Consider the following 25116-nt stretch of genomic DNA (forward strand, 5'->3'; position numbering starts at 1 on the left):
AAACCCTGATGCCATGCGCCCTGCCACACCGTGCGCAAAAAACAGGCAAGGCGATGCAAAGCAGTTTTGGGCTCAGTTGTTGACCGTGCCTGGCGCAGGAAGGTCGCGCCCCAACATGCGCTGGCCCAGCCATGTCAGTCCCTCAGCCACACGCATGCGGCGGCTCAATGACTCGGACTGGGGTGGGGTTTGGCCACTTTGCAAGGGCGCTCCAATGTCGAATGCGAAAACGTAATCGGGCTCTTGTCCCATTCGCAAATCGGTCACCACCAAGCGATCGCCCTGGGTGTGGACCTTGAAAAACCCATCGGTGAACCTGGCCAAACGCTGAATTTGCGGGTGATCCGCGTTTTGCGCAGCCAAAGCGCCACCGCGTGGGTAGGTCACAAATCGGATGGCGCGATCGCCATCCAGCCATGAATAAAAACCTTCATGAAACTGATCACCGTCCAAGGCCACCACACGCCACAGCAGCGTGTTCAAAGGTGTGGGTGTCACGAGCAGGGACTCGCTGGGCAAATTCAGTGCCTGCAAGGACTGGCGGGCATGTTGTGCGACCCCAGCTTGCCCCAGTGCACTCCAGACCAAATAGGCCGTGCTGAAAGCCAAGGCCCAGCCATTGATGGCCAAAGCTCGCCCCACCGTCTTGATGCGCAAAGCCGCCACCACCCCCCACAGCAAAGGCAATGAATAGACAGGGTCCACAATGAATATGCTGCCCAGGCCATAGGCTTCATCGGTGAATGGCTGAAAAACCTGGGTGCCATAAATGGTCATCAGGTCCAACAAAGGGTGTGTGACCAGCGCCAGCATGATGGCCCACCACCATCGCCCATACAACTGTGGCTGGCGGTGGATGCGGCAAACCGCCCAAGCCATGGGAAAGGCCCACAAGGCCAGCAACAGCAAGGCGTGGCTTTCAGCACGGTGTCGGATCATGTTGAGGATCGGGTCACCGTGGTTGATCAACACATCCAAATCGGGCAACAGACCCGCCACGCCGCCCCACAGTGCAGACTTCCAAAGCGCCGTGCGCCGCCCCATGACGGCCACACCCACAGAGGCCCCCAGCAGTATTTGTGTGACGGAATCCATGGTTTTGACTCAGCGCTAAAAAAACCCTGAGATTAACGGCATTTCAATGCCCCATGCACCTGCGCACCCTCTGGCGGCGCAGGGCCACCGTCTTGACTTGGCCCCTGCCCTGTGGGGGCTGCTGATGTGGCGTGATAATCAAGCGCTGGCCCATTAGCCGCCTGATTGATCCACTTTTTCAACTGTTCAGCCATGTCCCACACCGCCACTGAAATCGCCACACGCCCCACGCTCATGCCCTGGACCGATTCGCTCTACACCGGCGACGCCCGCATGGACGAGACGCACCAGGAGTTTGTGGACATGATCAACCAGATTTTGGCCACCCCCGAAGACCAGCAGCTGCCGGTTTACAAGGCGTTTTTGAACCACACGGTTGAGCACTTCGCACAAGAAGAGCGCTGGATGCTGGCCACCGGGTTTTCGGCCGACAACTGCCACGCCGAGCACCACGCCACCATTTTGGAGACCATGCGCGTGGTCGAAGCCCATTACCTGGACAGCGACCCCACCATCATCACCCGCATGGCCGAAGCGCTGGCCGAGTGGTTTCCGGGTCACGCCAACAGCATGGACGCGGGCCTGGCCGCGCACCTCAAGTCAGTGGGTTTTGACAGTGTGACCGAAACCCTGACCGACCCCTCGTCGATCAAAAACGTGACCATGTCAGGTTGCGGCAGCGTCAGCTGCAGCTGATTGACCGCTCAAAGCCAAACACGGAGACAAGCCCCATGGACATGCCCATCAACCATTTCAAACACGCCATCCAGTCCGGCCAAAAGCAAATTGGCCTGTGGTCGCACCTGTGCAGCAACATCAGCACCGAAATTCTGGCGCACTGCGGTTTTGACTGGCTGCTGCTGGACATGGAGCATTCGCCCAACGACCTGAGCGAAATTTTGGCGCAGTTGCAAGCCATGAAGGGCAGCCCCACCACGCCCATCGTGCGCCCACCGTGGAACGACATGGTGACCTTCAAGCGTTTGCTCGATGTGGGCGTACAAACCCTGTTGGTGCCCTACATCCAAACCGAAGAAGAAGCCCTCCAGGCCGTGTCCTACACCCGCTACCCACCCCACGGCGTGCGCGGTTATGCGGGTGCACCCCGGGCCAGCCACTATGGCCGCATCAAGGGCTACGCCCACCACAGCAGCGAAGAAATTTGCGTGTTGCTGCAGGTGGAGACCCTGCAAGGGCTGGACAACCTGGAAGCCATCGCCAACGTCGACGGTGTGGACGGCGTGTTCATCGGCCCTGGCGATTTGTCGGCGGCCCTGGGCCACTTGGGCAACCCCAAGCACCCCGAGGTGCTCCAGGTCATTGACGAATCCATCGCACGCATCAAGGCCTGCGGCAAAGCGGCCGGCATCTTGACCGGCGACGAAGCCCTGGCCAAACACTATGTCGAACAAGGCTGCCTGTTTGTGGCCGTGGGTGCCGACCAGAACGTGCTGCGCGACAGCGCCACCGCCTTGGCCAGTCGCTTCAAGGCTTGAGCACAGCCATGTTGACCACGCCTGCGTCGCCTCTGCGCTTTCACCGCTTGTTGCTCACAGGTGCCGCCGGTTATCTGGGGCGCGAGCTGCGCCCGCGCCTCAAAGCCTACTGCGAGGTGCTGCGCCTGAGCGACCGCGCCGACCTGAGCCCTGCCACCCAAGGCGAAGAGGTGCAAATCACGGCACTGGAAGACAAGGACCAGGTGCTGGCCTTGCTGACCGAGGTGAGCGCTGTTGTGCATTTGGGTGGTGTGTCCACCGAACAGCCCTGGGACGCCATCTTGGCTGGCAATATTTCGGGCATGGTCAATTTGTATGAAGCGGCACGCCTGAAGGGCGTTAAACGCATCGTGTTTGCCAGCTCCAACCATGTCACGGGGTTTTACCGCCAAGACGAAGTCGTCAACACCCGCATGCCCCCCAAGCCCGATGGGTTTTATGGCCTGTCCAAAGCCTTTGGCGAAGACGTGGCGCAGATGTACTGGGACCGCTGGGGCATCGAGACGGTGAGCATCCGCATTGGCTCTTCCACCCCCGAGCCCAAAGACCGCCGCATGCTGGCCACCTGGCTGAGTCATGACGACTTGGAGCGCCTGGTGGTGGCCGCGCTCACTGCGCCCATCGTGGGCCACAGCATCGTCTACGGCATGTCGGACAACCAGACCACCTGGTGGGACAACACGCACGCCAGGCACCTTGGTTACCGACCGCTCGACTCCTCCGACGTTTTCAGGAACGCCGTCGAGGCCCGCCAGCCCAGCATCGACACCCAAGACCCTGCAGCTATTTTTCAAGGCGGCGGCTTTGTCAAGGTTGCTCCGCACGGCTGAATCCCCTGCCGGAGGGCTCAGAAATTAATTTCAAACGCACTGTCCCAAGTTTCACAGCCTGCAGTGCGGCCAGCCGATACGATAGGTGCCACTGACTTACGCATCCAACCCTCTGGAGACAACCCATGCCCGTGATCACCAACATCGAAGACCTGCGCGTTCTGGCCGAAAAGCGCGTGCCGCGCATGTTCTACGACTACGCCGACAGCGGCTCCTGGACCGAGGGCACCTACCGCGCCAACGAGACAGATTTCCACAAGATCAAGCTGCGCCAGCGCGTGGCGGTGAACATGGAAAACCGCACCACGGCCACCCAAATGGTCGGCATCGACACCAAAATGCCCGTTTGTATTGCCCCCGTGGGCCTCACGGGCATGCAGCACGCCGACGGCGAAATGCACGCCGCCATGGCCGCCAAGAAGTTCGGCATCCCCTTCACGTTGTCGACCATGAGCATCTGCTCCATCGAAGACATCGCGGCCCACACGCAAGCGCCGTTCTGGTTTCAGCTGTACATGATGCGCGACCGCGAGGCCATGGCCCGCATGATCGACCGCTGCAAAGCCGCCAATGTGAGCGCCATGGTGCTCACACTCGACTTGCAGGTGATTGGCCAGCGCCACAAAGACCTGAAAAACGGCCTGACCGCGCCCCCCCGCCCCACCATCGCCAACATCATCAACCTGATGACCAAGCCGCGCTGGTGCTTAGGGATGGCCGGCACCAAACGCCACACCTTTGGCAACCTGGTGGGACACGTCAAAGCTGTGACCAACATGAAGTCGCTGGCCTCGTGGACCAACGAACAGTTTGACCCAACGCTCAACTGGGAAGACATCGCCTGGGTCAAAAAGCAATGGGGCGGCAAGCTGATCTTGAAGGGCATCATGGACGTGGAAGACGCCAAGTTGGCCGTGGCCAGCGGTGCCGACGCGATAGTTGTGAGCAACCACGGTGGTCGCCAACTCGACGGCGCACCCAGCTCCATCGAAGCCTTGCCAGCCATCGTGGCGGCTGTGGGCGACCAAATCGAAGTCTGGATGGACGGAGGCATCCGCAGCGGCCAAGACGTGCTCAAAGCCTGGGCGCTGGGTGCCAAGGGCGTGATGATCGGCCGCGCCATGGTCTATGGCCTGGGCGCCATGGGCGAAGAAGGCGTGACCAAAGCACTGCAAATCATCCACAAAGAGTTGGACGTGACGATGGCCTTTTGCGGTCACACCGACATCCAGAACGTCAACACCAACATCTTGCTGCCGGGCACTTTTCCGACCGCATAAAACCTCGCTGGGCACCTCCCGCCACATGAGAGGCCCAGCGCTGGCGCTATGCTCCAAGGGTGACTGAAACTGCACCTTCAACCCCTCTGCCTAGGCGCATCGCCCACCTCGACATGGACGCGTTTTACGCGTCCTGCGAGTTGCTACGCTACCCGCAGCTCAAGGGCCTGCCCGTGGTCATTGGCGGCGGCCGCCGCAAAGAAGATGATTTACTGGGCAAGCTGCAAACGGCCTACCCCGACGGTGAATGGACCGAAGAGACTTTTGCCGAACGGCTGGACCGCATCCCGGTCGACTTCTTCCCTCGCTTGAATGGCTACACCGGTCGCGGCGTCATCACCACCGCCACCTATGCGGCCAGGCAGTTTGGCGTGGGCTCGGCCATGGGCTTGATGAAAGCCGCCAAGCTCTGCCCGCAGGCGATCCTGCTGCCTGTGGACTTTGACCGCTACCGCTACTTCTCACGCACCTTCAAAAGCATCATTACCGACATCGCGCCCGTCATGCAGGACCGGGGCGTGGACGAGGTCTACATCGACTTCACCGACGTGCCCGGCGGCCAGCGTGAAGGCGGACGCGTGCTGGCGCGGCTGATCCAGAAAAGCATTTTTGAGGCCACGGGCCTGACCTGCTCGGTGGGCGTGGCCCCCAACAAGCTGATCGCCAAGATGGCCAGCGAGTTCAACAAACCCAACGGCATCTCAGTCGTGCACGAAGCCGACCTACAGACCCACATCTGGCCACTGGCCTGCCGCAAGATCAACGGCGTTGGCCCCAAGGCCGATGAAAAACTCAAGGCCTTTGGCATCCACACCATCGGCGACCTGGCTGCACGCGAACAGCACTGGCTGATTGAAAACTTTGGCAAAAGCTACGGTGCTTGGCTGCACGAAGCCGCTTGGGGCCGCGACGACCGCCCGGTCGAGACCGAGAGCGAACCCGTCAGCATGAGCCGCGAAACCACCTTTGAGCGCGACCTGCACGCCGTGCGCGACCGCGCCGAGTTGGGGGCCGTCTTCACCCGGCTGTGCGAACAAGTGGCCGCCGATTTGCAGCGCAAAGGCTACGAAGGCAAAACCATCGGCATCAAGCTGCGGTACGACAACTTCCAGGCCGTCACCCGCGACCAAAGCCTGACGGAATACACCGCAGACGCCAAACGCATCCGGCAAGTGGCCGGCCAGTGCCTCAAACGCGTGGACCTGTCGCGCCGCATTCGGTTGCTGGGTGTGCGGGTGGGCTCGCTGGTCAAGGCGGGGACAGCGCCTGATTTGGTGAGTCACCCCATGAAGGCCGAAGAGCCGGGTCATGAATGGCAAACGCAGCTTCTGTTCACAGACGACTGAGAGGCATGCCGCTGGTCTGCGGTTTGGGTCCAGAACTGTCCCGGAAGATGACACTTTTCATTTCGGAATAACTGAAATAAGTTCCTGGCCACGCATACCAAGATGTAAATTTCTGAAATACCGAAATATTTGTTGACGACGGAAGCAAAACCCGATAGTTTCGGATTGTAAGAAATACCAACCCCAAACCATGCCCCCGGATGCCTCTCAACCGAAAGTTCCACATGGATGATCAGCCCACCCGACAAGCCACAGTTTTGACGACAGCCAACGCACTCGGCCCCATCGTGCGCGAGCGGCGCAAATCCCAATCGCTGCGCATCGACGACGCGGCCGGGCTGCTGGGCGTGTCGGTGGACCTCATGTCCCGGCTCGAAAACGGTCAAGGCACAGTGCAACTGGACAAAGCCATGGCTGTGCTCGACGGCTTGGGCCTGGCGCTGATGGTCTTGCCCAAAGAACACCCTTGGGCGCGCGAAGCCAGCACCCAAGGCGGCGGCTCGCCCAAGGCATGAAAGCACTGCCATGACCGACGCGCTGCATGTCTGGACCGACCAAACACCCATTGCTGTCATCGAGCACGAAGGCCGCGATGACCAGTGGCGCTTGCGCTATGCACCGCCCTGGCTCGCCAACCCCCAAGCTTTTCCGTTGTCTCCCGCGCTGCCCTTGGCCAGCGCAAAAAGCGCACACGATGGGTACGGCTCTGCCACGATCAAGCGCTTCATCGAACACCTGCTCCCAGAAGGCCGGGCACTGGACGTGGCGGTCGTCTACAAGGGCCTGACCCCAAGCAATGTCTTTGGACTCATCCGGGCGCTCGGTGCCGAGACGGCAGGCGCCTTGCAATTCACAGGTGATGCCACGGCCGCACCCGCCGATGCGCCCATGCAGCGCGAAATACCCCTGAGCGAACTGGCAGAGCGGATCGCCCAGCGCGAGCAGCTGCCGCTGACCGTGTGGGACGGCCAAGTACGCATGTCGGTCGCAGGCTTGCAAGACAAGCTGGTGGTTTTCATCGACACACCGCTGGCCGAAGGGGGGCGGCTGTGGCTGGTGGATGGGCAGCGCCTGGCCTCCACACACATCCTCAAACCCGACACAGGCAACCCCAAGACACCGCACCTGGCCGTCAACGAGCACTTTTGCATGTCACTGGCCCGACGCATGGGCCTGCCGGTGGCTGAGGTGACCTTGTTGCGCACACCACGCCCCGTGCTGGTGGTGCGCCGTTTTGACCGGGCGATTCTGGGCTCTGGCGATCCGGTGCAGGTCCAGCGCCTGCACATCATCGACGCCTGCCAAGCCTGCGACTTGCCGGTGAGCTACAAATACGAACGCAACCTGGGCAACGCTGCCGAAGTGCGGCACATCCGCGATGGCCTGAGCCACGAAAAGCTATTCGCCTGCGCCGAACTGAGCGGCAACAAGGCCAGCACGCGGCTGGCGATGCTGCGCTGGGCACTGTTTCAGTTTCTCATTGGCAACAGCGATGCACATGGCAAGAACTTTTCGTTTTTCGTGCGCCCTGGCGGACTGCTGGAGCCGACGCCTTGGTACGACCTGGTGAGCGTGGTGCAGTACGACGGCTTTGACACCGAACTGGCTATGGCCTGGGGCGATGTTTTCGAGCACGAAGCTGTGAGCCCCTTCGCCCTGGCCGACTTCGCCACCCGCTGCGGCATCGACCGCAAACTGCTGCGCCGAGAAGGTCAGCGCCTGGCCAAACTGGCCGAACCCGCAGCCATGGCACAAGCCCAAGCAGCGGATTACGAACAAGACGAACGAGCCTTTGCCCAAGACATCGCCAGCTTTGTGGCCAAACAGGCCAAACGGCTGACACAGCTTGTCGAAGACGCTGCCCGCATCAAGGCCGAGTATCTGTGAATGCGACAACCCACCGACAGGTCAAAACCGAGACACAGCCGACCTTCCGCAACGGCTACATTGCAAAAACAGGAGACCACATATGAACAAACTCAACTGCTTTTCCCTAACGACTGAAGGCCACGTCGCCCACCTGGTGATGAACCGCCCCGAGGCGATGAACACCATGCACCCGACCTTTTGGCGCGAGCTGCACGAGGTGCTGACCAACATCCACAAGGCGGGCACCGCCCGGGCGCTGGTGATCTCCAGCACGGGCAAACACTTCAGCGCGGGCATGGACCTGCAGACCTTTGGCAGCGCCATTCAGATGGACGACACCAGCGCCGAAGGCCGCTCGGCCGTGTACGACCTGCTGACCGACATGCAGCACACCTTCACCCTGCTTGAAGAACTGCGCATCCCGGTCATTGCCGCCATCCACGGCGGCTGCATTGGCGGCGCGGTGGACATGGTGACCGCCTGCTGCATGCGTTATGCCTCAGCCGACGCGTTTTTCTGCATCCAGGAAATCAACATCGGCATGGTGGCCGACGTGGGCACCTTGCAACGCCTGCCCAAGCTGCTGCCCATGGCGCTGGTCAAAGAACTGGCCTACACGGGTCGCCGCCTGAGTGCCGACAAGGCGCTCGCCCACGGCCTGGTGAACGAGGTGCTGCCCACCCACGAAGCCACCGTGGCCGCCGCCCTGCAAGCGGCCAAAGAAATCGCCAGCAAACCACCCGTGGCCATCTGGGGCACCAAGCAAGTGCTGCACTACGCCCGCGACCACAGCACCGAAGACAGTCTGCGCCACATGGGCTGGCTGCAAGGCGCGATCTGGAGCAACGCCAACGTGCGCGAAGCCATCAGCGCCATGCAACAAAAACGCGAGGCCAACTTCGCGCCGCTGCCAGCGCTCAAGGGGTTTCGGGAATTTGGCTGAGGCGAGTTGGGCCACCACACAAAAACACCACACGCCATGTCAATGACCATTGCACCCGACGATCCCGCTCGGCCAGATGTGTATGCGCTGCTCGACGAGCACTTGCGGCACATGCATGAACTTTCACCGCCTGAAAGCGTGCATGCACTCGATGTGGCCCAACTCAAACGTCCCGAAATCACCTTCTGGACCGCTCGCGATGGCGATCTGCTTTTGGGATGTGGTGCCCTCAAGGAACTGTCCCTTGATCATGGCGAGATCAAATCCATGCGAACCCCAACGGTCCAGCGACGTCGGGGCGCGGGTCGTGCCATTCTGAATCACATCATCAGCGAAGCCATCGTGCGTGGCTACCAACGACTGAGCCTGGAAACCGGGCCAGCCAGTACGTTTGCGCCAGCGCACCAACTGTATAAAAGCGCCGGATTCCGGCCCTGTGGCCCCTTTGGCGACTACCAACTCGACCCCCATAGCGTCTTCATGACCATGGACCTCCAAAGTCATACGGCAGCTTGACTTCAGGTCACGCACGCCTGCGTTAAAGCTCTGAAAAAAATCACGCACAGGGAAGCGACAAACCACATGGCCATCTACACCGCCGAAATTCTTTGGGCTCGGTCTGATCAAAAGTTCACCGACAACCGCTACAGCCGCCAACACATCCTGCGCTTCGACAGCGGCATTGAGATTGCGGGGTCTTCATCCCCTCACGTTGTTCCACTGCCCTATTCCGTGGTCGATGCGGTAGACCCCGAAGAGGCCTTCGTCGCGTCACTGTCCAGCTGCCACATGCTTTGGTTTTTATCCTTTGCAGTCAAACATGGTTTTGTGGTCGACACCTACCATGACGCAGCAGAGGGCGTGATGGGCAAAAACCCAGAAGGCAAGCTCATGATGACCACCGTCACGCTCCGCCCTGAGGTCAAATTTTCTGGGGACAAACTACCGACCCAGGCTCAGCTGCAAGAGATGCACCACTTGGCGCACGACGAATGCTTCATCGCTAACTCTGTCAAGACAGACGTGCGTTGCGAGCCAAGGCAAGTGGCTCACTGAATTCCGCTGGCTTCTGAGCCATTTTTTTGACTTGTCCGCGTCGCGGGACGAGCATGTCGGTTCGTGCTTGGTCTGAGAGCAGCAGTTCTTTCAACGAAGGGCGTGCTGCAGATTGCAACCGTCGCCACTGCAGCAACGGCACCAAAACAGCGACCCCAATGCCATGCCGCGTGACCATTTGGGGCCCTTCGGACAGGCATGCATCCAACAATTCACTGAACCGGACTTCCGCGTCTTTTACTGGCCATGTGCGCATTGCTAGCCCTGAACTGGTCATCTCAATTGCCAGGTGACTTCATTGTTTGTCATCCCGAATGCCACCGTCCTATCCTTGGGCATCGTAGCCAAAAATAATGCGAAAAAATTTTCAAGATGATTGCGTTTGAGAAAAAATCATCAAAAATTACACCATAATTTCTTGAACAACTAATCCGAGCTCTTAGCGTGGCATGACCATCTGGAGCACGGGGGGAAAAGCCGGCAAAAGCCGGTTTTTTCGTTTCAGGGGGTCCTTTGGCTTCGTACCGCGTTTGCATCGACAGCTGCCTGAAGGGTACAAGCGACAAATGGCTTGACCTGGGGAGGTTGTTCAAAGACAAGGTTCTTCCGTCCTTCTCAGCGCAGCCAACGGCGTGCAAAGGGTTTTGAAAATTTGGGTGTATCGACTTTCCCTTAGGGTTTATGTAGCGAACGATAAATCACAAAAATTGGAGGACTGACATGAACGAATTCACCATCACATTTGATCAATCACGTTTTGACGTGGATGCCATTCATGCGTTTCTCACCGAGGCTTACTGGTGCGTTGGCATTCCTCACGAGGTTGTGCGCAAGGCCATTGAAGGCTCCTTGTGCATCGGGGCACTGGCCGATCAACAACAAGTAGGCTTTGCACGCCTTGTGACAGATCGTGCAACTTTTGCGTACCTGGCTGATGTGTATGTTCTTCCTGCGTATCGCGGACAAGGCCTGTCTTACCGGATGCTCAATGCCTTGTTTGATCATCCTGATGTTCAAGGACTCAGGCGTATGCTGCTCGCCACACGCGATGCACATGGTCTCTATGCCAAATTTGGGTTTACACCACTGGCCGCTCCACCCCGTTTCATGGAGCTGCACAAACCTGATGTGTATCACACGCCAAACATCAGCCCATAGAAATCATCCACAACACCCACCGCAGCAGGAGCCTTATGGAACACGCCACCCTACGCCTTTATGTTGATGCGCAATTCGCAAGTCCGTACGCGATGTCTGCATTCGTCGCGCTTCATGAAAAAGGCTTGTCATTTGAAGTCTCGACCGTAGACCTCGCCGCGAAAGAGAATCACGCTGACGACTTCGCCAGCATGTCCATCACACGCCGAGTGCCCACCTTGGTTCACGGCGACTTCTCTCTTTCGGAGTCGTCAGCCATCACCGAGTACATCGACACATTGTTTCCAGGGCCACCGCTGTATCCCGTTGACCCACGCGGCAAAGCCAAAGCACGCCAAGTTCAGGCTTGGCTTCGCAGCGATCTGATGCCCATCAGACAAGAAAGGTCTACCGAGGTTGTTTTTTACGGTCCAAAGATGCCACCGCTTTCCTCTGCCGCACAAGAATCGGCGCAAAAGCTCTTCTCAGCTGCAGAGTCCTTGCTTGTTGACGACTCCGAAAACCTGTGCGGCCAATGGTGCATTGCGGATGTAGACCTTGCGGTCATGCTCAATCGGCTCATCATGAATGGTGATTCGGTTCCAGAAAGACTGATCGCTTATGCCCAGCGACAGTGGCTTCGCCCCACCATACAGCTCTGGATCAACCAAACACGACCGCCTTTGTGATGACATGGGCAACACTTGACTTCAATCGATAAGACCTGTGGCGATACATTCATCAAGTCAACCGCAACACAATCACCATGAAAATCTTCCACAACACCCACCACGCCCAACACGCAGGCCGCCAGGAAATGTTCCGGGGCCGCTTGGTCGATTGCCACGAAGTGCCTGACCGTTTGCGATATGTGCTCGATGAACTGCAGCGCCGCCCTGTGGTGCAGTTGCTGACGCCCGATGCCGCGGCGGATGTGAACGCCGCCATGGCCCGCGTACATGCACCGGACTATTTGGCTTTTTTGGCTCGGGCGTGGAACGACTGGGTGGCGCTGGACCCGACCAATGCCGAGCGCGACGCCCTGCCCTCGGTCTGGCCGCTGGCCTCCAAACACGGCTTTCGCACCGATGTGCCGCCGCTCAACTTTGCGGCGCGGCTGGGGCAGTTTGCGTTTGACTCGGGCACGCCTTTGACGGCGGGCAGCTGGGCCGCCGCCCGCGAGGGCGCGGCCTGCGCATTGGCGGCCGCGCAAGCGGTGCTGGCGGGCGAGCGCTTCGCCTTGGCCCTGACCCGCCCGCCGGGCCACCATGCGGGGCCCAACTACATGGGCGGTTATTGCTTCATCAACAACGCCGCCGTGGCCGCGCAAGCCCTGCGCGACGGTGGGCTGCAGCGCGTGGCCGTGCTGGATGTGGACTACCACCACGGCAACGGCACGCAGACCATTTTTTATGAGCGCAGCGACGTGTTCACCGCGTCCATCCACGGCGATCCGCGCACCGAATACCCGTTCTTTTTGGGCCATGCGGATGAGCGCGGCGCGGGGGCTGGCGAGGGCTACAACCTGAACCTGCCGCTGCCGCGTGGCACCGGGTTTGACGTTTGGTGGGCCACGCTGCAAACCGCCATGCAAGCGGTGAGCGACTTTGCCCCGCAAGCGCTGGTGGTGCCGCTGGGGCTGGACACGTTTGAGGGCGATCCGATCTCGGGATTCAAATTGCGCAGTGCCGATTACCTGAAGCTGGGGCAAGCCATTGCGCAGCTGGGCTTGCCGACGGTGCTGACGTTTGAAGGCGGGTATGCCGTGGCCGAGGTGGGCGTGAACACGGTGAACGTGCTGGAGGGTTTGCGCGGCTGACAGGCTTGGCCATAGTGGTTCACCAGCGCCACGTCGGAGCTGAAGCTCCGACCTACGGGGAGCGTCTCTTGTAGGTCGGCGGCTTCAGCCCCGACATGGACCTGCGCCAAATCGGATCGATGTCGGAGCTGAAGCTCCGACCTACGGGGGGCGTCTCTTGTAGGTCGGCGGCTTTAGCCCCGACATGGACTTGCGCCAAATCGAATAAACGTCGGAGCTGAAGCTCCGACCTACAGGGAGCGTCTCTCGTAGGTCGGAGGCTTTAGCCCCGACAAACCTGCGCATGTCGGACCTGAAGGTGCCGACCTAAAAATAAGACTAATCACCCCTGAATGCTGCGCCAGCGCTCCATCTCTGCAGGGCGCAGGCCATAGCGGGCCAGCACGCCTTCGTGCAAACGGCGCAGCTCTTGCATGACCAAAGCCCGAACATTTTCACGATCTGGCCCGGGTGCGGCCAGGGCCACTTGGGTGGCCACCAGCGCCAGCGGGTCTTGCTCCGGGTTTTGCACCACGGCTTTGACAATGTGGCGAATGGCATCGCGGTAAGTCAGGCGCAGCACATCGGGCTCCACCACGCTCGACTTAGCAGTGAGGTATTCCTTGGTCGAGCGCTCATAGGCCCACATGAACAAATCGCGCAGCAGCTCCACGCGCCTCATCTCGTAAACGCCCAGCACCGAGGCGGTGTACCAGTCCTGCGACACGCCCAAAAACGTGAGCGGGCACAGGTTCGCCTGCAGCAGCGGCCAGTTGGCCAGAAGGCGCGACGTGCGCTTGTTGCAGTCGGCAAAGGGCTGCAAATACGGCAAGTGCACCATGGCAAAAAACGACTGCTCAAACGGGTCTTCGATGGCGTTGAATTTGGCCAGCGCTTCATCCAGCAAGGTGCCAATCAGCGACTGACCCGACGGCGGCTGGTATGGGCTTTGGCCTATTTGCACCGGATGCAACCGTAAGCGGCCTTCGTCCTCGGGTCTTTCGAGCAAGTTTTCTGACAAAGCGCTGTGCAGGTTCATCAGCAGGTAGCGGCTGAACTGCGGCGCGTCCATGTTGTCCATGAGCAGCTCGATGGCAGCCTTGTGGTTCAGGATCATCTGCGTCTCGGTCACGCCATGGCCTTGCGCCTGCTGACCGTGGGCGATCAGGGCGCGGGTGTCCAGGCGCGTGTAGGTGTTGCCCTCCAGGTGGCTGGACGCCCAAGACAAATCGATCAACAAACGGTCGAGCACGGCACGGCCATAAGTGCCCGCCGGTTGCGGCCCCGGCCCGGTGCGGCCCATGCGGTGCAACTGCGCCCGCACAGGCTGGGGCAGATAAAACGTGGCGTTGGGCTGGTAGGCCTGCAAAAACTCAGACTGGTAACCCACGGCTTGGCGCGTGCTCCAGGGCTGGGCCAGATAGGCGCGGATGTCTTTGCTGTCGGGCGAGAGCGGCCACTGGCCGCTAGAGAGTTCTTCTTCGGCCCGCCAAGTGGATGACTCGGACAAACCCACCGAAGTGGGTAAAGCGTGAACCACCACTTTTGGCGCGATTTCAATATTAGCCACATAACGGGTAGCACGAGCCTTGCCAACTGGCGCGATTTCACCTTCCGCCACCCACTTTGCCAAAGCTCTTTGCATGCTGCGGCGCGGCACATCGGGCCATTTTTCAGAGGCCTCTGCAAGCGACAAGCCGTCCGACTGGGCCTGAATGACGGTCAAGAGTTGGGTATTGAAGTCTGACATGATTGGCGCGATTATAAATAATCGCGCCAATTTGGCAAATCACGCCATAAGCTGTTAGCGGATTTCTGGTCTGCTTGGACTCGAAAAAATCAACGCTTGTCACCACGCCCAACGCTTCCTACACTGACTGGAAAAAAAGGGAGGCACAGATGATGACCAAGAAAAGTAACACAAGTGTTACCATTGAGCCATGAAGCGCCGGCTCGAAGAATACGTCCGGGAGGATGGCGGTAACCCCTACCAAAAGTGGTTCAACGGATTGGATGCCCAAGCGGCGGCCAAAGTCACTGTCGCCAAGGCCCGTCTGGAATTGGGGCACACCTCCAACTTGGAATGGTTCAGGGGAATCGGTGAATACAAGATCGATTGGGGTCCGGGGTATCGGATCTATCTGGCCAAAGAAGGTGATGCCTTGATCATTTTGTTCGGTGGCAGCACCAAGAAAGACCAGCAAAAGGCGATTGATCAGGCTGTCGCCCTGCATGATGAATACAAAGCCAGAAAGAAGGCCTTGGCTGTCAACAAAAAAGGAAAGTCAACATGACCTTGACGCGTGATTTCAGGCAAACCGTGGTTGAACGTGTGCAACGTGATCCGGCTTTTGCCAAAGCATTGCTCGACGAAGCGGCCACGCTGTTTCTGAGCGGTGAGCCCGATTCGGCGCGATTGATCCTGCGCGATCTGGTCAACGCCACGGTGGGGTTTGAAGGCTTGGCCGAACTGACCCAAAAACCCAGCAAGAGCCTGCACCGCATGCTTTCGCCCAAAGGCAACCCCAGCATGGACAACCTGGCCGCTATTTTTGATGCCATCAGAAATTGGCTCAAAGTGACTTTCGATGTTCGCGTTGTCGAGCTGGCTTAGACCCAAAAAAATGAATTATCTTTTTCCAGATAAAAATGGGTAATTGCTTGATCGCATTCCAACGTACAGCCTTGGGCCAGCAGCTGGGTCAGGCATTGCAGGGGCGTTCTTTGATGGGCGATGCCCACAACGGTGTGTTTTTGGCTGCTCCCACGCCAACCAGCAAAAGTACTTTTTTGCAAGGCGGCCTGCCCTTCGACGACGAATGAAACCATTCGGCATTCCAAAGTCAGCCAAGCCAGTAAGCCACTGACCTCACCCACTCAAAAAATCAAGGGCTGCCAAAGCCATAGCGTGCAAAGATGGTCTGTGCGCTGGGTGCCAGCAGGGCGTCGGCGAAGGCCTGTGCAGCGGGGTGGGCACCACGGCGCACGGTGAGGCCATAGCCCGCAGAGACCTGCAACTGCGGCGGCACGGCCACGATCTTCAAACGCGGTACCTCTTGTTGTGCCGCCACCGCATTGGTGCAATAGGTCAGAAAAATGTCGGCTTGCCCCTGGTCCATGACCCAAGCGTAGGCACCGCGACCTGCCGGGGGTTTGGGCGAACTGGGGCCGCCGGTCAACTGCAAAGCCTTGCGGTCCAGCGTGGCGTAAGCGCCTGCGCTCAGCGCATCGGCTTTGCGAAACAGTGCCCACGCATAGTCACCCGCCGGATCGGCCTTGGGCGTGCTGGTGCCCAGGCGGATGGCTGGATCGAGCAAGGCACCCAGTAAACGCTCAGGCGTCAAATTCAGATGGGCTTGGGTGAGCGCACACAGCTGGTTGCGCACAAACACGCGGGGCGGGCTCCAACTGCCAGCGTCAGCCAGCCTTTGAGGATGGCCCATGTCGGCCGACGCAAAAACCTGGGCCGCTTCCCCCTTTTCGATGCGCTCGCGAAGCAGGCCAGAGGCAGCAAAAGACAAAGTCAATTTTTGACCGGTACGCGCTTCATGCGCTCTTGCAATGTCGGTCATCGCTTCACGCAAACTGCCCGCCGCGACCACGGCAATGGGGTCAGCACTCAACGGCGTTTGGGGCGTGGCGCAGGCGGTCAGCAAACTTGTTGCCAGCAAAGCAGGGGTGATGAGTCGCATGGTGATGTTGGGGGCTCGGTCAGTAACAAGGGCAAGAGACCGATGCTAACCAGCCCCAAGGGTTGTGCCATACGTGAAGACACGGTAGGAAATTCTTTGCATAGCCCGTTTTGTGATCCATATAGATCCAACAATCTTAAAAATAGAGAACTTTCCATTAACATCCATACTCACTTTATGAGTACCAAATGGGTCTTAATTGGAACGAAATCAAATCCAGGGCATTGCAATTCAGCAAAACCTGGGCCGACGCCTGCAACGAAGACAGCGAAGCCAAGCCCTTTTGGATCGACTTTTTTGAAATCTTTGGCATCACCAACAAACGCGTCGCCACCTTTGAGCTGAACGTCAAAAAGCTGGGCGGTGCTCAAGGCTTTGTGGACCTGTTTTGGCCCGGCGTGCTGTTGGTGGAGCACAAATCACGCGGCAAAAGCCTGGACGACGCGGTGGACCAAGCCATTGGCTACCTGCACAACCTGCCCGAGCGCGACCTGCCCCAGCTGGTGGTGGTGTGCGACTTTGCCCGCTTTCGGGTGCGGCGGCTGGCCACGGGCGAGACGGCGGAGTTTGAGCTCAAGCACCTGCACAAACACGTCAAGCTCTTTGGCCTGCTGGCGGGCTACAAGGTGCAAGACATCCAGGCCGAAGACCCGGTCAACATCAAGGCCGCCGAACGCATGGGCCGCCTGCACGACGCCCTGAAGGCCAGCGGCTACAGCGGACACGCGCTTGAGGTGCTGCTGGTGCGCCTGCTGTTTTGTTTGTTTGCCGACGACACGGGCATCTTTCAGCCCGCGCAATCGTTCAGAGACTTTGTCGAAGAACGCACCGCGCCCGACGGCTCGGACCTGGGGCCACGCCTGGGGCAACTGTTTCAGGTGCTCAATACACACGAAAGCCAACGCAGCAAAAACATCGACGAACAGCTGAACCAATTTGCGTACATCAACGGCCGCCTGTTTGAAGAAACCCTGCCCATGGCCGACTTCAACACCGCCATGCGCGAAGCCCTGCTGGACGCCTGCGGGCTCGACTGGTCGGCCATCAGCCCGGCGATTTTTGGCAGCCTGTTCCAAAGCATCATGGACGAAAAAGCCCGCCGCATTTTGGGCGCGCACTACACGTCTGAAAACAACATCCTCAAAGTCATCAAGCCCCTGTTTCTGGACGAACTGCACGCCGAGTTTGAGCGCGTCAAAGGCAACCGCAACAAGCTGTTTGAGTTTCACAAAAAGCTGCGCCAGCTGACGTTTTTTGACCCGGCCTGTGGGTGCGGCAACTTCTTGGTGATCAGCTACCGCGAACTGCGCGAGCTGGAGCTGAAGGTGCTGCGAGCCGACCACGAACTGAGCGCCCACAAAGGCCAGCTGACGATGGATGTGCACAGCCTGATCGGCGTGAACGTGGACCAATTCTTTGGCATTGAGATCGAAGAGTTTCCGGCCCAAATTGCCCAAGTGGCCATGTGGCTGGTGGACCACCAAATGAACCTGCGCGTGAGCGTGGAGTTTGGCCTGTACTTTGCCCGCATCCCGCTCAAAAGCTCACCCGGCATCCGACACGCCAATGCGCTGCGGCTGGACTGGCACGAGGTGCTGCCTGCGGAGCGGTGCAGTTATGTGTTGGGCAATCCGCCGTTCATTGGTCATCAGTGGAGAACGCCAGCGCAAGCAGAGGACATGAGTTACGTGTGGGGTGACGAGGGGAAATTCGGCCGCCTCGACTTCGTTACTTGTTGGCACAAGAAGACGGTTGACTACATGAAAGGCAGCAGGATTTGCAGCGCTGCTTTCGTTTCAACCAATAGCATTTGCCAAGGGGAACAAGTTGGCGTTTTATGGAGCTGGATGCTTTCACAAGGCGCAATCATTCACTTCGCGCACAAAACCTTCGCATGGTCAAACGAAGCAAGAGGCAATGCCGCCGTTCATTGCGTGATCATCGGATTCAAACTCTCCAATTCAACTGAAAAAATACTGTTCGAGTATGAGGACATTAATGGTCAACCTCATGTCACACGGGCACAGAACATCAACCCTTACTTAGTAGATGCTCCTAACGTCATCCTTCCTTCAAGAGCCGATACGCCAAGAGGATTACCGCAACTCATAAAGGGCAGCCAGCCAACAGATGGCGGACACCTGATCCTGACCGATTCTGCAAAAGAAGAATTAATTGCAGCAGAGCCAAATGCTGTGCAATGGATTCGACCGTACGTTGGCGGTGTCGAGCTGATCAACTCAATACCAAGATGGTGCCTTTGGTTAAAAGGCATATCGCCAGCTGAGCTACGCGCTATGCCGAAAGTTCTTGAACGCGTAAAACGTGTGACTACCGCAAGAACAGAAAGCCCAACAAAAAGCGTAAGAGATTTCGCTGCACAACCTACGCTGTTCACTCAAGACCGCCAGCCGACCACAGACTACCTAGCCATTCCTGAAGTCTCCTCGGCAAATCGTCGATTCATTCCAATCGCCTTTTTAACTACGCAGACGATCGCCAGCAATAAATTGCAGATCATCAGTAACGGCTCACATTTTCACTTCGGAATTTTGTCTAGCACTATGCACAACGCATGGATGCGAACTGTTTGCGGGCGAATGAAAAGTGACTACAGCTATTCGCCTGCTGTCTACAACAACTACCCTTGGCCCGGCTTCGCTGGCGAACCACTCAGCGACAAACACCGCACCGCCATCGAACAAGCCGCCCAATGCGTGCTCGACGCCCGCGCCCAATTTGCAAGCTCGTCACTGGCCGACCTCTACGACCCGCTCACCATGCCCCCGGCCCTGCTCAAGGCCCACCAAAAACTAGACACCGCCGTAGACGCCGCCTACCAACCCAGCGGCGGCAAAAAGACCTACGCCTCCGACGCCGAACGCGTGGCCTTTCTGTTCGAGCTGTACCAACGCATCACCAGCTTGCTGCCTAGTGGAAAAGAATCTAAAAGGAAATTGAAATGAGCAACCCCGACACAAACTCACAGGAAACAACAAACAAGGTTGCAGGTTCTAGCAATTTATCCACTATCTGCATTGATTTGGAGACGGTACATGCACAAACAGAGCTAAAAGAAGATGGCCTGATCCAGAAACATGTGTTCGACGCGCTTAAGACTCGAATTTCCAAGCGACTGGCATGGGTGCAAGCCAACACCAAGGGAAAGGAGAACCCTAACCCGCTTGACGCGTACATCGCCGTCCCCTCAGGCTCTGGCTGGGTCAGCTTCATCGACGGCACCCGAGGGGCGGGCAAGTCCACCTTCATGCACACCGCCCTCAGACTTATTTGCGAGAACAAAACCAAAGAATTCGAAAAATTGGCCGTTGTTGGTTGCATAGACCCGAGTCGCATTGAGTCGAACGAAATTCTTTTGCTAACGCTGCTGCATGCGCTCAAAGAAAAGGTGGAGGAGGCACTTAGACGTCCATCTCAATGCGAAAAAGGCCACACCAATCGCAAATACTGGGAAAAAGCCTTTCGCAAAGTGGCGGGTGGCTTGGTGATGTTTCAGAAAGATCACCACCCTTTGAAAGATCTGGACGAAGACCTGTTTTTAGACATCGGCATCGAACAGGCGGGGCACAGCGCCAAACTACGCGAAAACTTGACCCAATTGTTTGAGGTGGCATGTAACTTGATGGATGTGAATGCATTGTTGTTTGCTTTTGACGATGCGGACACCAATTCAAAGCATGCCATTGCCTTGCTAGAAATGATTCGAAACTACCTGGACACGCCAAGGGCATTGGTTTTGCTGACCGGTGATCTGGAGATGTACTCGCTTCTGGTCCGTCAACACTTTCGACACGAACTGGCCTGCGGCAAACGTGACGAGTGGGGCACCGAAGGCTCTGCTGGTGGACGAGCGACACAACAAATGCGAATGCTTGACCATTTGGAGGAGCAATAACTGCTCAAACTGTTCCCGCTTCGTGAGCGCCATCACTTGTTTCCGCTTTGGCGGTTAACCGATGATTCAGGCAACCGCAAAGCAGCAGCCAACTTTAAAGTCAGCACGAAGATCGCAAATGATCAAGAGCTGAAACCTTTCACCAGAAAGCTGATTCAAAAAGGGTTCCGTTTAACGGACAGTGACACCGGTCTTTACACAGAATACCTGCTGATGCAACCAATACGCAGCGTTCTGCAAGTTCTCTCACGCATACAAGAAGACGAAAGTGTCGATGGCAACAACCAATTTGGATTGGCAATTCAGGATTTGGCTTTGCAGTACTTCTACCACTACAACATTGCAGCAGAAGAACTTGCGATGGGAGATTTCCGCACATTGGTAGAGGCTGTGTTTGAAGTGGCGATGGATGATGGCGACCCAGACACCTCGGCTTATCTTCGCCCGAGCAACGCACAACCCCACAACCGAGGCGCAATGTATGGCTTGTCCGCCGCAGTGTCGCAACAACTCCGTGGCAAACCCAGCACCTGCATTGCATATTTGCTGCGTGGACCAGGCATGGTCAAACTCGCACACGATGCTGCCAACTCAAATCTCCGTAAGTTAGACGAGAAGGTATTGCTTCAAGAATTTAAACGTTACATGGGCGTCGGCAAAAATGACGACGCATTGGGCTGTGCAAGATTAGCGACTGTGGCCTTGGTGAGCGAGCATGCCATTGCGCATAATCAACGAGTGATTAGGTACGGCATCGTAGGCCTTAACCAAGACAGCAGTAGCGGCTACACAGGCTACCGGAAAGTATTCGCAGACCTCGATCACATCCCAGCTGCTGCATTCAGTTTGGTTAACTCTTCAGGAACGGGGCCAAGAACATTTGCCTCAATTTACAACGTCTTGGGTTTGATGGGGCGTTTGTTGGAACTACCTGAAACACAAGTATGGCAGGCATTTGGACCCGGCCAAAAGAAAAAAAGTATCAGGCGTGCACTTTCTGGCTTTTATCCAAACACCAACAGCATCAGTGTTCCGCCTTGGATTGCAATTGCAAATACTGACAACGACAAAGCAACAACCAGTTCACAGGAAAACAGTGATTACGAAGAAGGCGGAGATAACTCACCTCAAGATCTGCACGAGGCAGGCATTACAACTGCAATCCATACACAAGAGAACGTATCGATAGAGCTGTGGACTGAGCGCTTGCTCACGTGGCTAAATGCGACACAACTTATCACGCCACATATTCAACCGTCTTCAGTTTTCATGGGCAAAGTGTGGCCGCGCTTATTCTTTGGATTAGAGAATATTTCTGATGCTCTTCGTCCGCTGCACACAAAAACAGATCGTGACTTTGCGACCCTAATGGAGTTGTTTGCCTTGTGCGTGGTCAACGCCTTCCTGGCTGAGGAGTCGACCTATCACTTAACGGGTTCAACAGTTGACGAACTAAATCCAATTGTTTTGGCCAATCCACGCTCGTCCGCAACTGACTACTTAAACCGTTTAAGTACAGTCAGAAATGAACTTTCTACCGAGCGGCTGCCATTAACCCACATCGTGGCAACTTGCCCACTGATCACTGGATTAATTTCTGACGCGAAAGTCTTTGATGCCAAAGGTTGGCCTTTTACTCTTGCTCGAAAAAACAAACAACCCGCCGCTTATGATTTCATCTCGGATGCAGCGTGGGAAGAACTCACGAAAGTTGCTATACAGGGCAAAAAGATTGTCTTGAAAAGCCCTGTTGCATAACCACGATGACAGAAGCTCGCCTTTCAGTTCCTGGTCTTCTGTGCGTCTGGTTGCTTTCCAACCATCGGCTTCTCACTGAACAACCCCTTCGCGAGGCCTTGTACGACTGTTACCACGCCTGGTTGACCCGAAGCCCAGACCATGTGTTTGACAACGCGTGGCGCATGCTCAACTTTGATAACAAAGAACGGCACCCCTGCATCGAATCGCTGGATTTCTTACAAAATGAGTTGCTGGTGCGGCGGCACCAGCGTTGGTACGTCAAACCCGACTCCATGGGCGCATGGCAGCAGGGTTTGTGCAGCCGCATGTCGAAACTGCCTTTGATGGCGTGGGTAGATGCTAAACACCTACCAGTGAAGCCGCATTCCGAGATAGTGGAAGACTACCTCAGCCGTGAGGGCCTGCACGAAACCCACGTTCACCTCAATGGCAGCAGCCATGGGGAAAGGGCCTGGCTACACGCCTTAGAACACCCCCTTGAAAGCACTGCGGATTTCAGCAAGAAATTCCGCAATAAACCAAACAAAGAAAACGCGACTCGCGACTTGGCGCGCAACATTGACCCAACTTTAACGCCCACCAGTCTGATTCATCACCTGCGAGAAGCCCGCAAGCTTCGACGTCTGTTGAAGCGTGCAGCATTCGATGATTGCTGGTGGGCACCTGCAAAGGTCATCGACATTGAAGACGCAGAGTCCTACCCTGACAGAAACAGCTTTTGTTTGAAGACGGAGTTGCATTGGCAGACTGCTTTTCTAAGCAAGTGCCGCGATCACCCTGGGCACCGTGTACTGCCTGAGGCTTATCACCAATACCTATTGTTGATGAACCAGTACTACCAACTCACGGTGCAAAATGAACAACGGGTAGGGTTTGATCAATTTCAAAAACACGCCGATGCAGGCTTGCGCGAACATTTAGAAGACGATTTTTTCGAGCGGTTCAAAGACGCCCACGGCAACAACCTGCGCCGAAGTCGCGTGCAGTTTTACGAAGGCCGATTTGCACCGAAAGAAAACACGACCAAACTGCAAAATTTACTCTTGAAAATCTTGCATGGCTACCACCGCTATTTGTCGTCATGTCTTCCGCAAGAATCCGTTCTGCAGAAAAAACGCCCACCCCATCAGTTGCCGGTTTTATTGACCGAACTTGATGAACTCACCGCTGCATTAGCAAATTCAGGCATTGAGCCACTTCGACTGACGTTGGTTTGTCACTTCATAAAAAAGCGTTGGTCAACAAGTGACATCAAACATGCGCCTTACCGCCATCATGCATTGGTTAAATCACTGCGAAATAGCACCAATGCGCTGCTGTGGCTTTTGAAACGCTACCCCAGGCTAAAAGACTGGGTGCGCGGCATTGATGGTGCAGCCAACGAACTGCATGCACCGCCCGAGTTTTTTGCACCCGTCTTTCGCAAGTGCGCAGCCCATGGCGTTACTCACAAAACCTTTCATGCAGGGGAGGACTTTCCGCACTTGCTTTCTGGCCTGCGCTACATGCTGGAGGCGTTGGTATTTTTGGACTTGCAAGCGGGGGACCGCTTGGGGCACGGCACGGCCATGGGCATCAACCCCCAGCTGTGGCTCAACCGCATGCCACAAACCATCATCATCAAACGGGGCGATTGGTTTTTGAGTGTGCTGGCCGCATGGCGGTTGATGTGCAAACAACATGCGGGCTTAGAAACCGTTGCTCACACACTGACTGCGGAGTTGGGGCAGCTCGCTGTCAAGTTATTTGGAAAACACCTGACGCCCTACGAGTGCGAAAACGCCATGGCGCTGCGAAGCCTCAGCTTGCCGGAGGTGTTCAGGTGGGTTAACAACGACCGGCAGTTGCCGATTGCGCAGCCCCTCAACGAACATTGGCGCAACGAGATACAAGACGTGCATGCCAAGGGCACCGCCAATTCCGCAGCTTTTGATGTGTATTGGCAATGGCAAAGCGACAAAGGCCTTTGGAAAGGGGCAGAGGAATTGATTGAAGTCAGGAGTGATTTTTTGCAAGCTGCACATTACCTGCGTTTGCAACAAGCCCTGATGCATGAGGTGGCAGACCGTGGTGTTGTGATAGAGACCTTGCCGAGCAGCAACGTGCGCATTAGCCAGTACAAGCATTTTTCTGAACACCACGCATTGCGATGGATGAAGGCGCCGTCGGCTGTTCAGCCGGACGATCCAGACATCCTCGTTTCATTGGGCTCAGACGACCCTGGCATCTTTTCGACCGACATTGAAACCGAATTTCATCACTTGTTCCTCGCACTTAAAAACAGCAACCTCAACGAAGCCGAAGCTTTACAGCGTGTTACCCAGGTCAACGAACGTGGGCGAATTTATCGGTTTCACCCAAAGTGAGGATCAAAGAATTTAGTTTTCAGCACGGCCTTAGCTAGGTTGATTTGCTCATCTCATGCGCAGTGCGCAATCCCCACCCCCCTCACATACGCCAACAACTCCCCAAAAAACGGATGCCTGCAAAGCGTGGATGAATCGCCCACCAGCAGCAGCTTGCGCTGTGAGCGGGTCATGCCCACGTTCATGCGGCGGATGTCAGACAGGAAGCCGATCTCGCTTTGGGGGTTGCTGCGTGTCAAGGTGATGGCCATGATGTCGCGCTCTTGGCCCTGAAACGAATCAACGGTGCCCATGCTGAGCCTGCGTTGCAGCAGCTGTTCACGCAGCCGTCAAAGGCAACATGCGCACCACGGCACACGCACCCACAGCACGGGCACAGCGCTAGACCGTTCGTTGAAGTACAGACTTTGCAGGGTTGACAACGCAGACTGCATGCAAACCTTGGCTCGAGCCCAGGCCCCAGGTGCCGCGCTCTGCGGCGCTGTCAGCGCACTGCCCATGGGCCAGGTCTCGCCGTCATGGTGTCAACAC

Annotated in this window: 25 protein-coding genes; 19 read left to right on the forward strand and 6 right to left on the reverse strand. The window is 57.1% G+C overall.

The annotated features are described in order from the left end of the window. Positions 1–72: 72 nt before the first annotated feature. Entirely contained in the window at positions 73–1095 is a 1023-nt protein-coding gene (locus AMM41_RS06315) for a metal-dependent hydrolase (protein WP_089954691.1), read from the reverse strand. Between the two features lie 192 nt (positions 1096–1287). Between AMM41_RS06315 and AMM41_RS06320 the strand changes: the two genes are divergently transcribed. The 10 genes from AMM41_RS06320 to AMM41_RS06365 all read left to right on the forward strand — a co-directional run bounded on the left by AMM41_RS06320 (position 1288) and on the right by AMM41_RS06365 (position 9915). Next, positions 1288–1791: a bacteriohemerythrin gene (locus AMM41_RS06320; RefSeq protein ID WP_089954694.1), complete on the forward strand. Its 504-nt coding sequence runs from the start codon at positions 1288–1290 to the stop codon at positions 1789–1791. Positions 1792–1826: 35 nt separating this feature from the next. After that, positions 1827–2591, forward strand: coding sequence for an HpcH/HpaI aldolase family protein (locus AMM41_RS06325; protein WP_089954700.1), 765 nt, complete (start codon positions 1827–1829; stop codon positions 2589–2591). 8 nt (positions 2592–2599) lie between these two features. After that, a complete protein-coding gene (locus AMM41_RS06330; protein WP_089954703.1) occupies positions 2600–3421 on the forward strand; it encodes an NAD-dependent epimerase/dehydratase family protein in 822 nt (273 codons plus the stop codon). Positions 3422–3546: 125 nt separating this feature from the next. Next, positions 3547–4701 carry an alpha-hydroxy acid oxidase gene (locus AMM41_RS06335; RefSeq protein ID WP_089954708.1) on the forward strand — a complete coding sequence of 385 codons (1155 nt, stop codon included), beginning with the start codon at positions 3547–3549 and terminating at the stop codon, positions 4699–4701. Between the two features lie 113 nt (positions 4702–4814). Then, positions 4815–6047, forward strand: coding sequence for a DNA polymerase IV (dinB, locus tag AMM41_RS06340; RefSeq protein WP_228769123.1), 1233 nt, complete (start codon positions 4815–4817; stop codon positions 6045–6047). A 224-nt stretch (positions 6048–6271) separates the two neighbouring features. After that, complete coding sequence (locus AMM41_RS06345; protein WP_089954716.1) at positions 6272–6562, forward strand: helix-turn-helix domain-containing protein; 291 nt, start codon at positions 6272–6274, stop codon at positions 6560–6562. Between the two features lie 10 nt (positions 6563–6572). Then, positions 6573–7934, forward strand: a complete 1362-nt coding sequence (locus tag AMM41_RS06350) for a HipA domain-containing protein (RefSeq protein WP_089954720.1) — start codon at positions 6573–6575, stop codon at positions 7932–7934. An 82-nt stretch (positions 7935–8016) separates the two neighbouring features. After that, positions 8017–8859 (forward strand): enoyl-CoA hydratase-related protein, encoded by an 843-nt coding sequence (locus AMM41_RS06355; RefSeq protein WP_089954723.1) that lies wholly within the window; start codon positions 8017–8019, stop codon positions 8857–8859. A gap of 36 nt (positions 8860–8895) precedes the next feature. Then, a complete protein-coding gene (locus AMM41_RS06360; protein WP_368664962.1) occupies positions 8896–9375 on the forward strand; it encodes a GNAT family N-acetyltransferase in 480 nt (159 codons plus the stop codon). Positions 9376–9441: 66 nt separating this feature from the next. Further along, positions 9442–9915, forward strand: a complete 474-nt coding sequence (locus AMM41_RS06365; RefSeq protein WP_089954729.1) for an OsmC family protein — start codon at positions 9442–9444, stop codon at positions 9913–9915. Here the strand turns inward: AMM41_RS06365 and AMM41_RS06370 are convergent. After that, entirely contained in the window at positions 9872–10192 is a 321-nt protein-coding gene (locus AMM41_RS06370) for a type II toxin-antitoxin system Phd/YefM family antitoxin (RefSeq protein WP_368664963.1), read from the reverse strand. The two genes, AMM41_RS06365 and AMM41_RS06370, sit on opposite strands and share 44 nt — an antisense overlap. A 443-nt stretch (positions 10193–10635) precedes the next feature. Here AMM41_RS06370 and AMM41_RS06375 point away from each other — a divergent pair, with 443 nt between their 5' ends. The 3 genes from AMM41_RS06375 (at position 10636) to AMM41_RS06385 (ending at position 12871) form a co-directional block, all read left to right on the forward strand. Further along, a complete protein-coding gene (locus tag AMM41_RS06375; RefSeq protein ID WP_089954738.1) occupies positions 10636–11073 on the forward strand; it encodes a GNAT family N-acetyltransferase in 438 nt (145 codons plus the stop codon). A 35-nt stretch (positions 11074–11108) separates the two neighbouring features. After that, on the forward strand, positions 11109–11741 hold the full coding sequence (gene yfcF, locus AMM41_RS06380) for a glutathione transferase (RefSeq protein WP_089954742.1): 633 nt from the start codon (positions 11109–11111) through the stop codon (positions 11739–11741). Positions 11742–11818: 77 nt separating this feature from the next. Next, a complete protein-coding gene (locus AMM41_RS06385; RefSeq protein ID WP_089954745.1) occupies positions 11819–12871 on the forward strand; it encodes a histone deacetylase family protein in 1053 nt (350 codons plus the stop codon). Between the two features lie 322 nt (positions 12872–13193). Here the strand turns inward: AMM41_RS06385 and AMM41_RS06390 are convergent, their stop codons facing one another. Beyond that, complete coding sequence (locus AMM41_RS06390) at positions 13194–14600, reverse strand: Fic family protein (protein ID WP_089954748.1); 1407 nt, start codon at positions 14598–14600, stop codon at positions 13194–13196. Between the two features lie 190 nt (positions 14601–14790). Here AMM41_RS06390 and AMM41_RS06395 point away from each other — a divergent pair, with 190 nt between their 5' ends. Further along, positions 14791–15144 carry a type II toxin-antitoxin system RelE/ParE family toxin gene (locus AMM41_RS06395; protein WP_089954752.1) on the forward strand — a complete coding sequence of 118 codons (354 nt, stop codon included), beginning with the start codon at positions 14791–14793 and terminating at the stop codon, positions 15142–15144. Beyond that, positions 15141–15464: a helix-turn-helix domain-containing transcriptional regulator gene (locus tag AMM41_RS06400; RefSeq protein ID WP_089954755.1), complete on the forward strand. Its 324-nt coding sequence runs from the start codon at positions 15141–15143 to the stop codon at positions 15462–15464. The genes AMM41_RS06395 and AMM41_RS06400 overlap by 4 nt, the downstream gene beginning before the upstream one ends. On the opposite strand, the gene AMM41_RS21775 is transcribed toward AMM41_RS06400, so the two are convergent. Together AMM41_RS21775 and AMM41_RS06405 are read right to left on the reverse strand one after the other, a co-directional pair. Next, on the reverse strand, positions 15461–15679 hold the full coding sequence (locus AMM41_RS21775) for a hypothetical protein (protein ID WP_158273205.1): 219 nt from the start codon (positions 15677–15679) through the stop codon (positions 15461–15463). The genes AMM41_RS06400 and AMM41_RS21775 overlap by 4 nt on opposite strands. A gap of 56 nt (positions 15680–15735) precedes the next feature. Further along, positions 15736–16542, reverse strand: a complete 807-nt coding sequence (locus AMM41_RS06405) for a molybdate ABC transporter substrate-binding protein (RefSeq protein WP_089954759.1) — start codon at positions 16540–16542, stop codon at positions 15736–15738. Between the two features lie 188 nt (positions 16543–16730). Here AMM41_RS06405 and AMM41_RS06410 point away from each other — a divergent pair, with 188 nt between their 5' ends. The 4 genes from AMM41_RS06410 to AMM41_RS06425 are packed head-to-tail and all read left to right on the forward strand — an operon-like array spanning position 16731 to position 24585. Then, positions 16731–19508 (forward strand): DNA methyltransferase, encoded by a 2778-nt coding sequence (locus AMM41_RS06410; protein WP_089954762.1) that lies wholly within the window; start codon positions 16731–16733, stop codon positions 19506–19508. Further along, the gene (locus tag AMM41_RS06415; RefSeq protein ID WP_194944629.1) at positions 19505–20458 is read left to right on the forward strand and encodes a hypothetical protein; all 954 of its coding nucleotides are present in this window, start codon (positions 19505–19507) and stop codon (positions 20456–20458) included. The genes AMM41_RS06410 and AMM41_RS06415 overlap by 4 nt, the downstream gene beginning before the upstream one ends. A 36-nt stretch (positions 20459–20494) precedes the next feature. Continuing rightward, entirely contained in the window at positions 20495–22216 is a 1722-nt protein-coding gene (locus AMM41_RS06420; protein ID WP_089954769.1) for a hypothetical protein, read from the forward strand. A 5-nt stretch (positions 22217–22221) separates the two neighbouring features. Then, entirely contained in the window at positions 22222–24585 is a 2364-nt protein-coding gene (locus tag AMM41_RS06425) for an amidohydrolase family protein (protein ID WP_228769124.1), read from the forward strand. A gap of 53 nt (positions 24586–24638) precedes the next feature. Here the strand turns inward: AMM41_RS06425 and AMM41_RS06430 are convergent, their stop codons facing one another. Next, positions 24639–24911 (reverse strand): C-terminal helicase domain-containing protein, encoded by a 273-nt coding sequence (locus tag AMM41_RS06430; RefSeq protein ID WP_368664964.1) that lies wholly within the window; start codon positions 24909–24911, stop codon positions 24639–24641. Between the last annotated feature and the right edge of the window lie 205 nt (positions 24912–25116).

Source organism: Limnohabitans sp. 2KL-3, assembly GCF_001269405.1.
Lineage (GTDB): Bacteria > Pseudomonadota > Gammaproteobacteria > Burkholderiales > Burkholderiaceae_C > Limnohabitans_A.

Coding starts and splice junctions, on each gene's coding strand:
- AMM41_RS06360 (WP_368664962.1), top strand. CDS start 8,896: ATGTCAATGACCATTGCACCCGACGATCCCGCTCGGCCAGATGTGTAT.
- AMM41_RS06350 (WP_089954720.1), top strand. CDS start 6,573: ATGACCGACGCGCTGCATGTCTGGACCGACCAAACACCCATTGCTGTC.
- AMM41_RS06320 (WP_089954694.1), top strand. CDS start 1,288: ATGTCCCACACCGCCACTGAAATCGCCACACGCCCCACGCTCATGCCC.
- AMM41_RS06390 (WP_089954748.1), bottom strand. CDS start 14,600: ATGTCAGACTTCAATACCCAACTCTTGACCGTCATTCAGGCCCAGTCG.
- AMM41_RS06315 (WP_089954691.1), bottom strand. CDS start 1,095: ATGGATTCCGTCACACAAATACTGCTGGGGGCCTCTGTGGGTGTGGCC.
- AMM41_RS06355 (WP_089954723.1), top strand. CDS start 8,017: ATGAACAAACTCAACTGCTTTTCCCTAACGACTGAAGGCCACGTCGCC.
- AMM41_RS06415 (WP_194944629.1), top strand. CDS start 19,505: ATGAGCAACCCCGACACAAACTCACAGGAAACAACAAACAAGGTTGCA.
- AMM41_RS06385 (WP_089954745.1), top strand. CDS start 11,819: ATGAAAATCTTCCACAACACCCACCACGCCCAACACGCAGGCCGCCAG.
- AMM41_RS06410 (WP_089954762.1), top strand. CDS start 16,731: ATGGGTCTTAATTGGAACGAAATCAAATCCAGGGCATTGCAATTCAGC.
- AMM41_RS06345 (WP_089954716.1), top strand. CDS start 6,272: ATGGATGATCAGCCCACCCGACAAGCCACAGTTTTGACGACAGCCAAC.
- AMM41_RS06405 (WP_089954759.1), bottom strand. CDS start 16,542: ATGCGACTCATCACCCCTGCTTTGCTGGCAACAAGTTTGCTGACCGCC.
- yfcF (WP_089954742.1), top strand. CDS start 11,109: ATGGAACACGCCACCCTACGCCTTTATGTTGATGCGCAATTCGCAAGT.
- AMM41_RS06335 (WP_089954708.1), top strand. CDS start 3,547: ATGCCCGTGATCACCAACATCGAAGACCTGCGCGTTCTGGCCGAAAAG.
- AMM41_RS06365 (WP_089954729.1), top strand. CDS start 9,442: ATGGCCATCTACACCGCCGAAATTCTTTGGGCTCGGTCTGATCAAAAG.
- AMM41_RS06325 (WP_089954700.1), top strand. CDS start 1,827: ATGGACATGCCCATCAACCATTTCAAACACGCCATCCAGTCCGGCCAA.
- AMM41_RS06330 (WP_089954703.1), top strand. CDS start 2,600: ATGTTGACCACGCCTGCGTCGCCTCTGCGCTTTCACCGCTTGTTGCTC.
- AMM41_RS06395 (WP_089954752.1), top strand. CDS start 14,791: ATGAAGCGCCGGCTCGAAGAATACGTCCGGGAGGATGGCGGTAACCCC.
- AMM41_RS21775 (WP_158273205.1), bottom strand. CDS start 15,679: ATGGTTTCATTCGTCGTCGAAGGGCAGGCCGCCTTGCAAAAAAGTACT.
- AMM41_RS06375 (WP_089954738.1), top strand. CDS start 10,636: ATGAACGAATTCACCATCACATTTGATCAATCACGTTTTGACGTGGAT.
- dinB (WP_228769123.1), top strand. CDS start 4,815: ATGGACGCGTTTTACGCGTCCTGCGAGTTGCTACGCTACCCGCAGCTC.
- AMM41_RS06370 (WP_368664963.1), bottom strand. CDS start 10,192: ATGACCAGTTCAGGGCTAGCAATGCGCACATGGCCAGTAAAAGACGCG.
- AMM41_RS06400 (WP_089954755.1), top strand. CDS start 15,141: ATGACCTTGACGCGTGATTTCAGGCAAACCGTGGTTGAACGTGTGCAA.
- AMM41_RS06425 (WP_228769124.1), top strand. CDS start 22,222: ATGACAGAAGCTCGCCTTTCAGTTCCTGGTCTTCTGTGCGTCTGGTTG.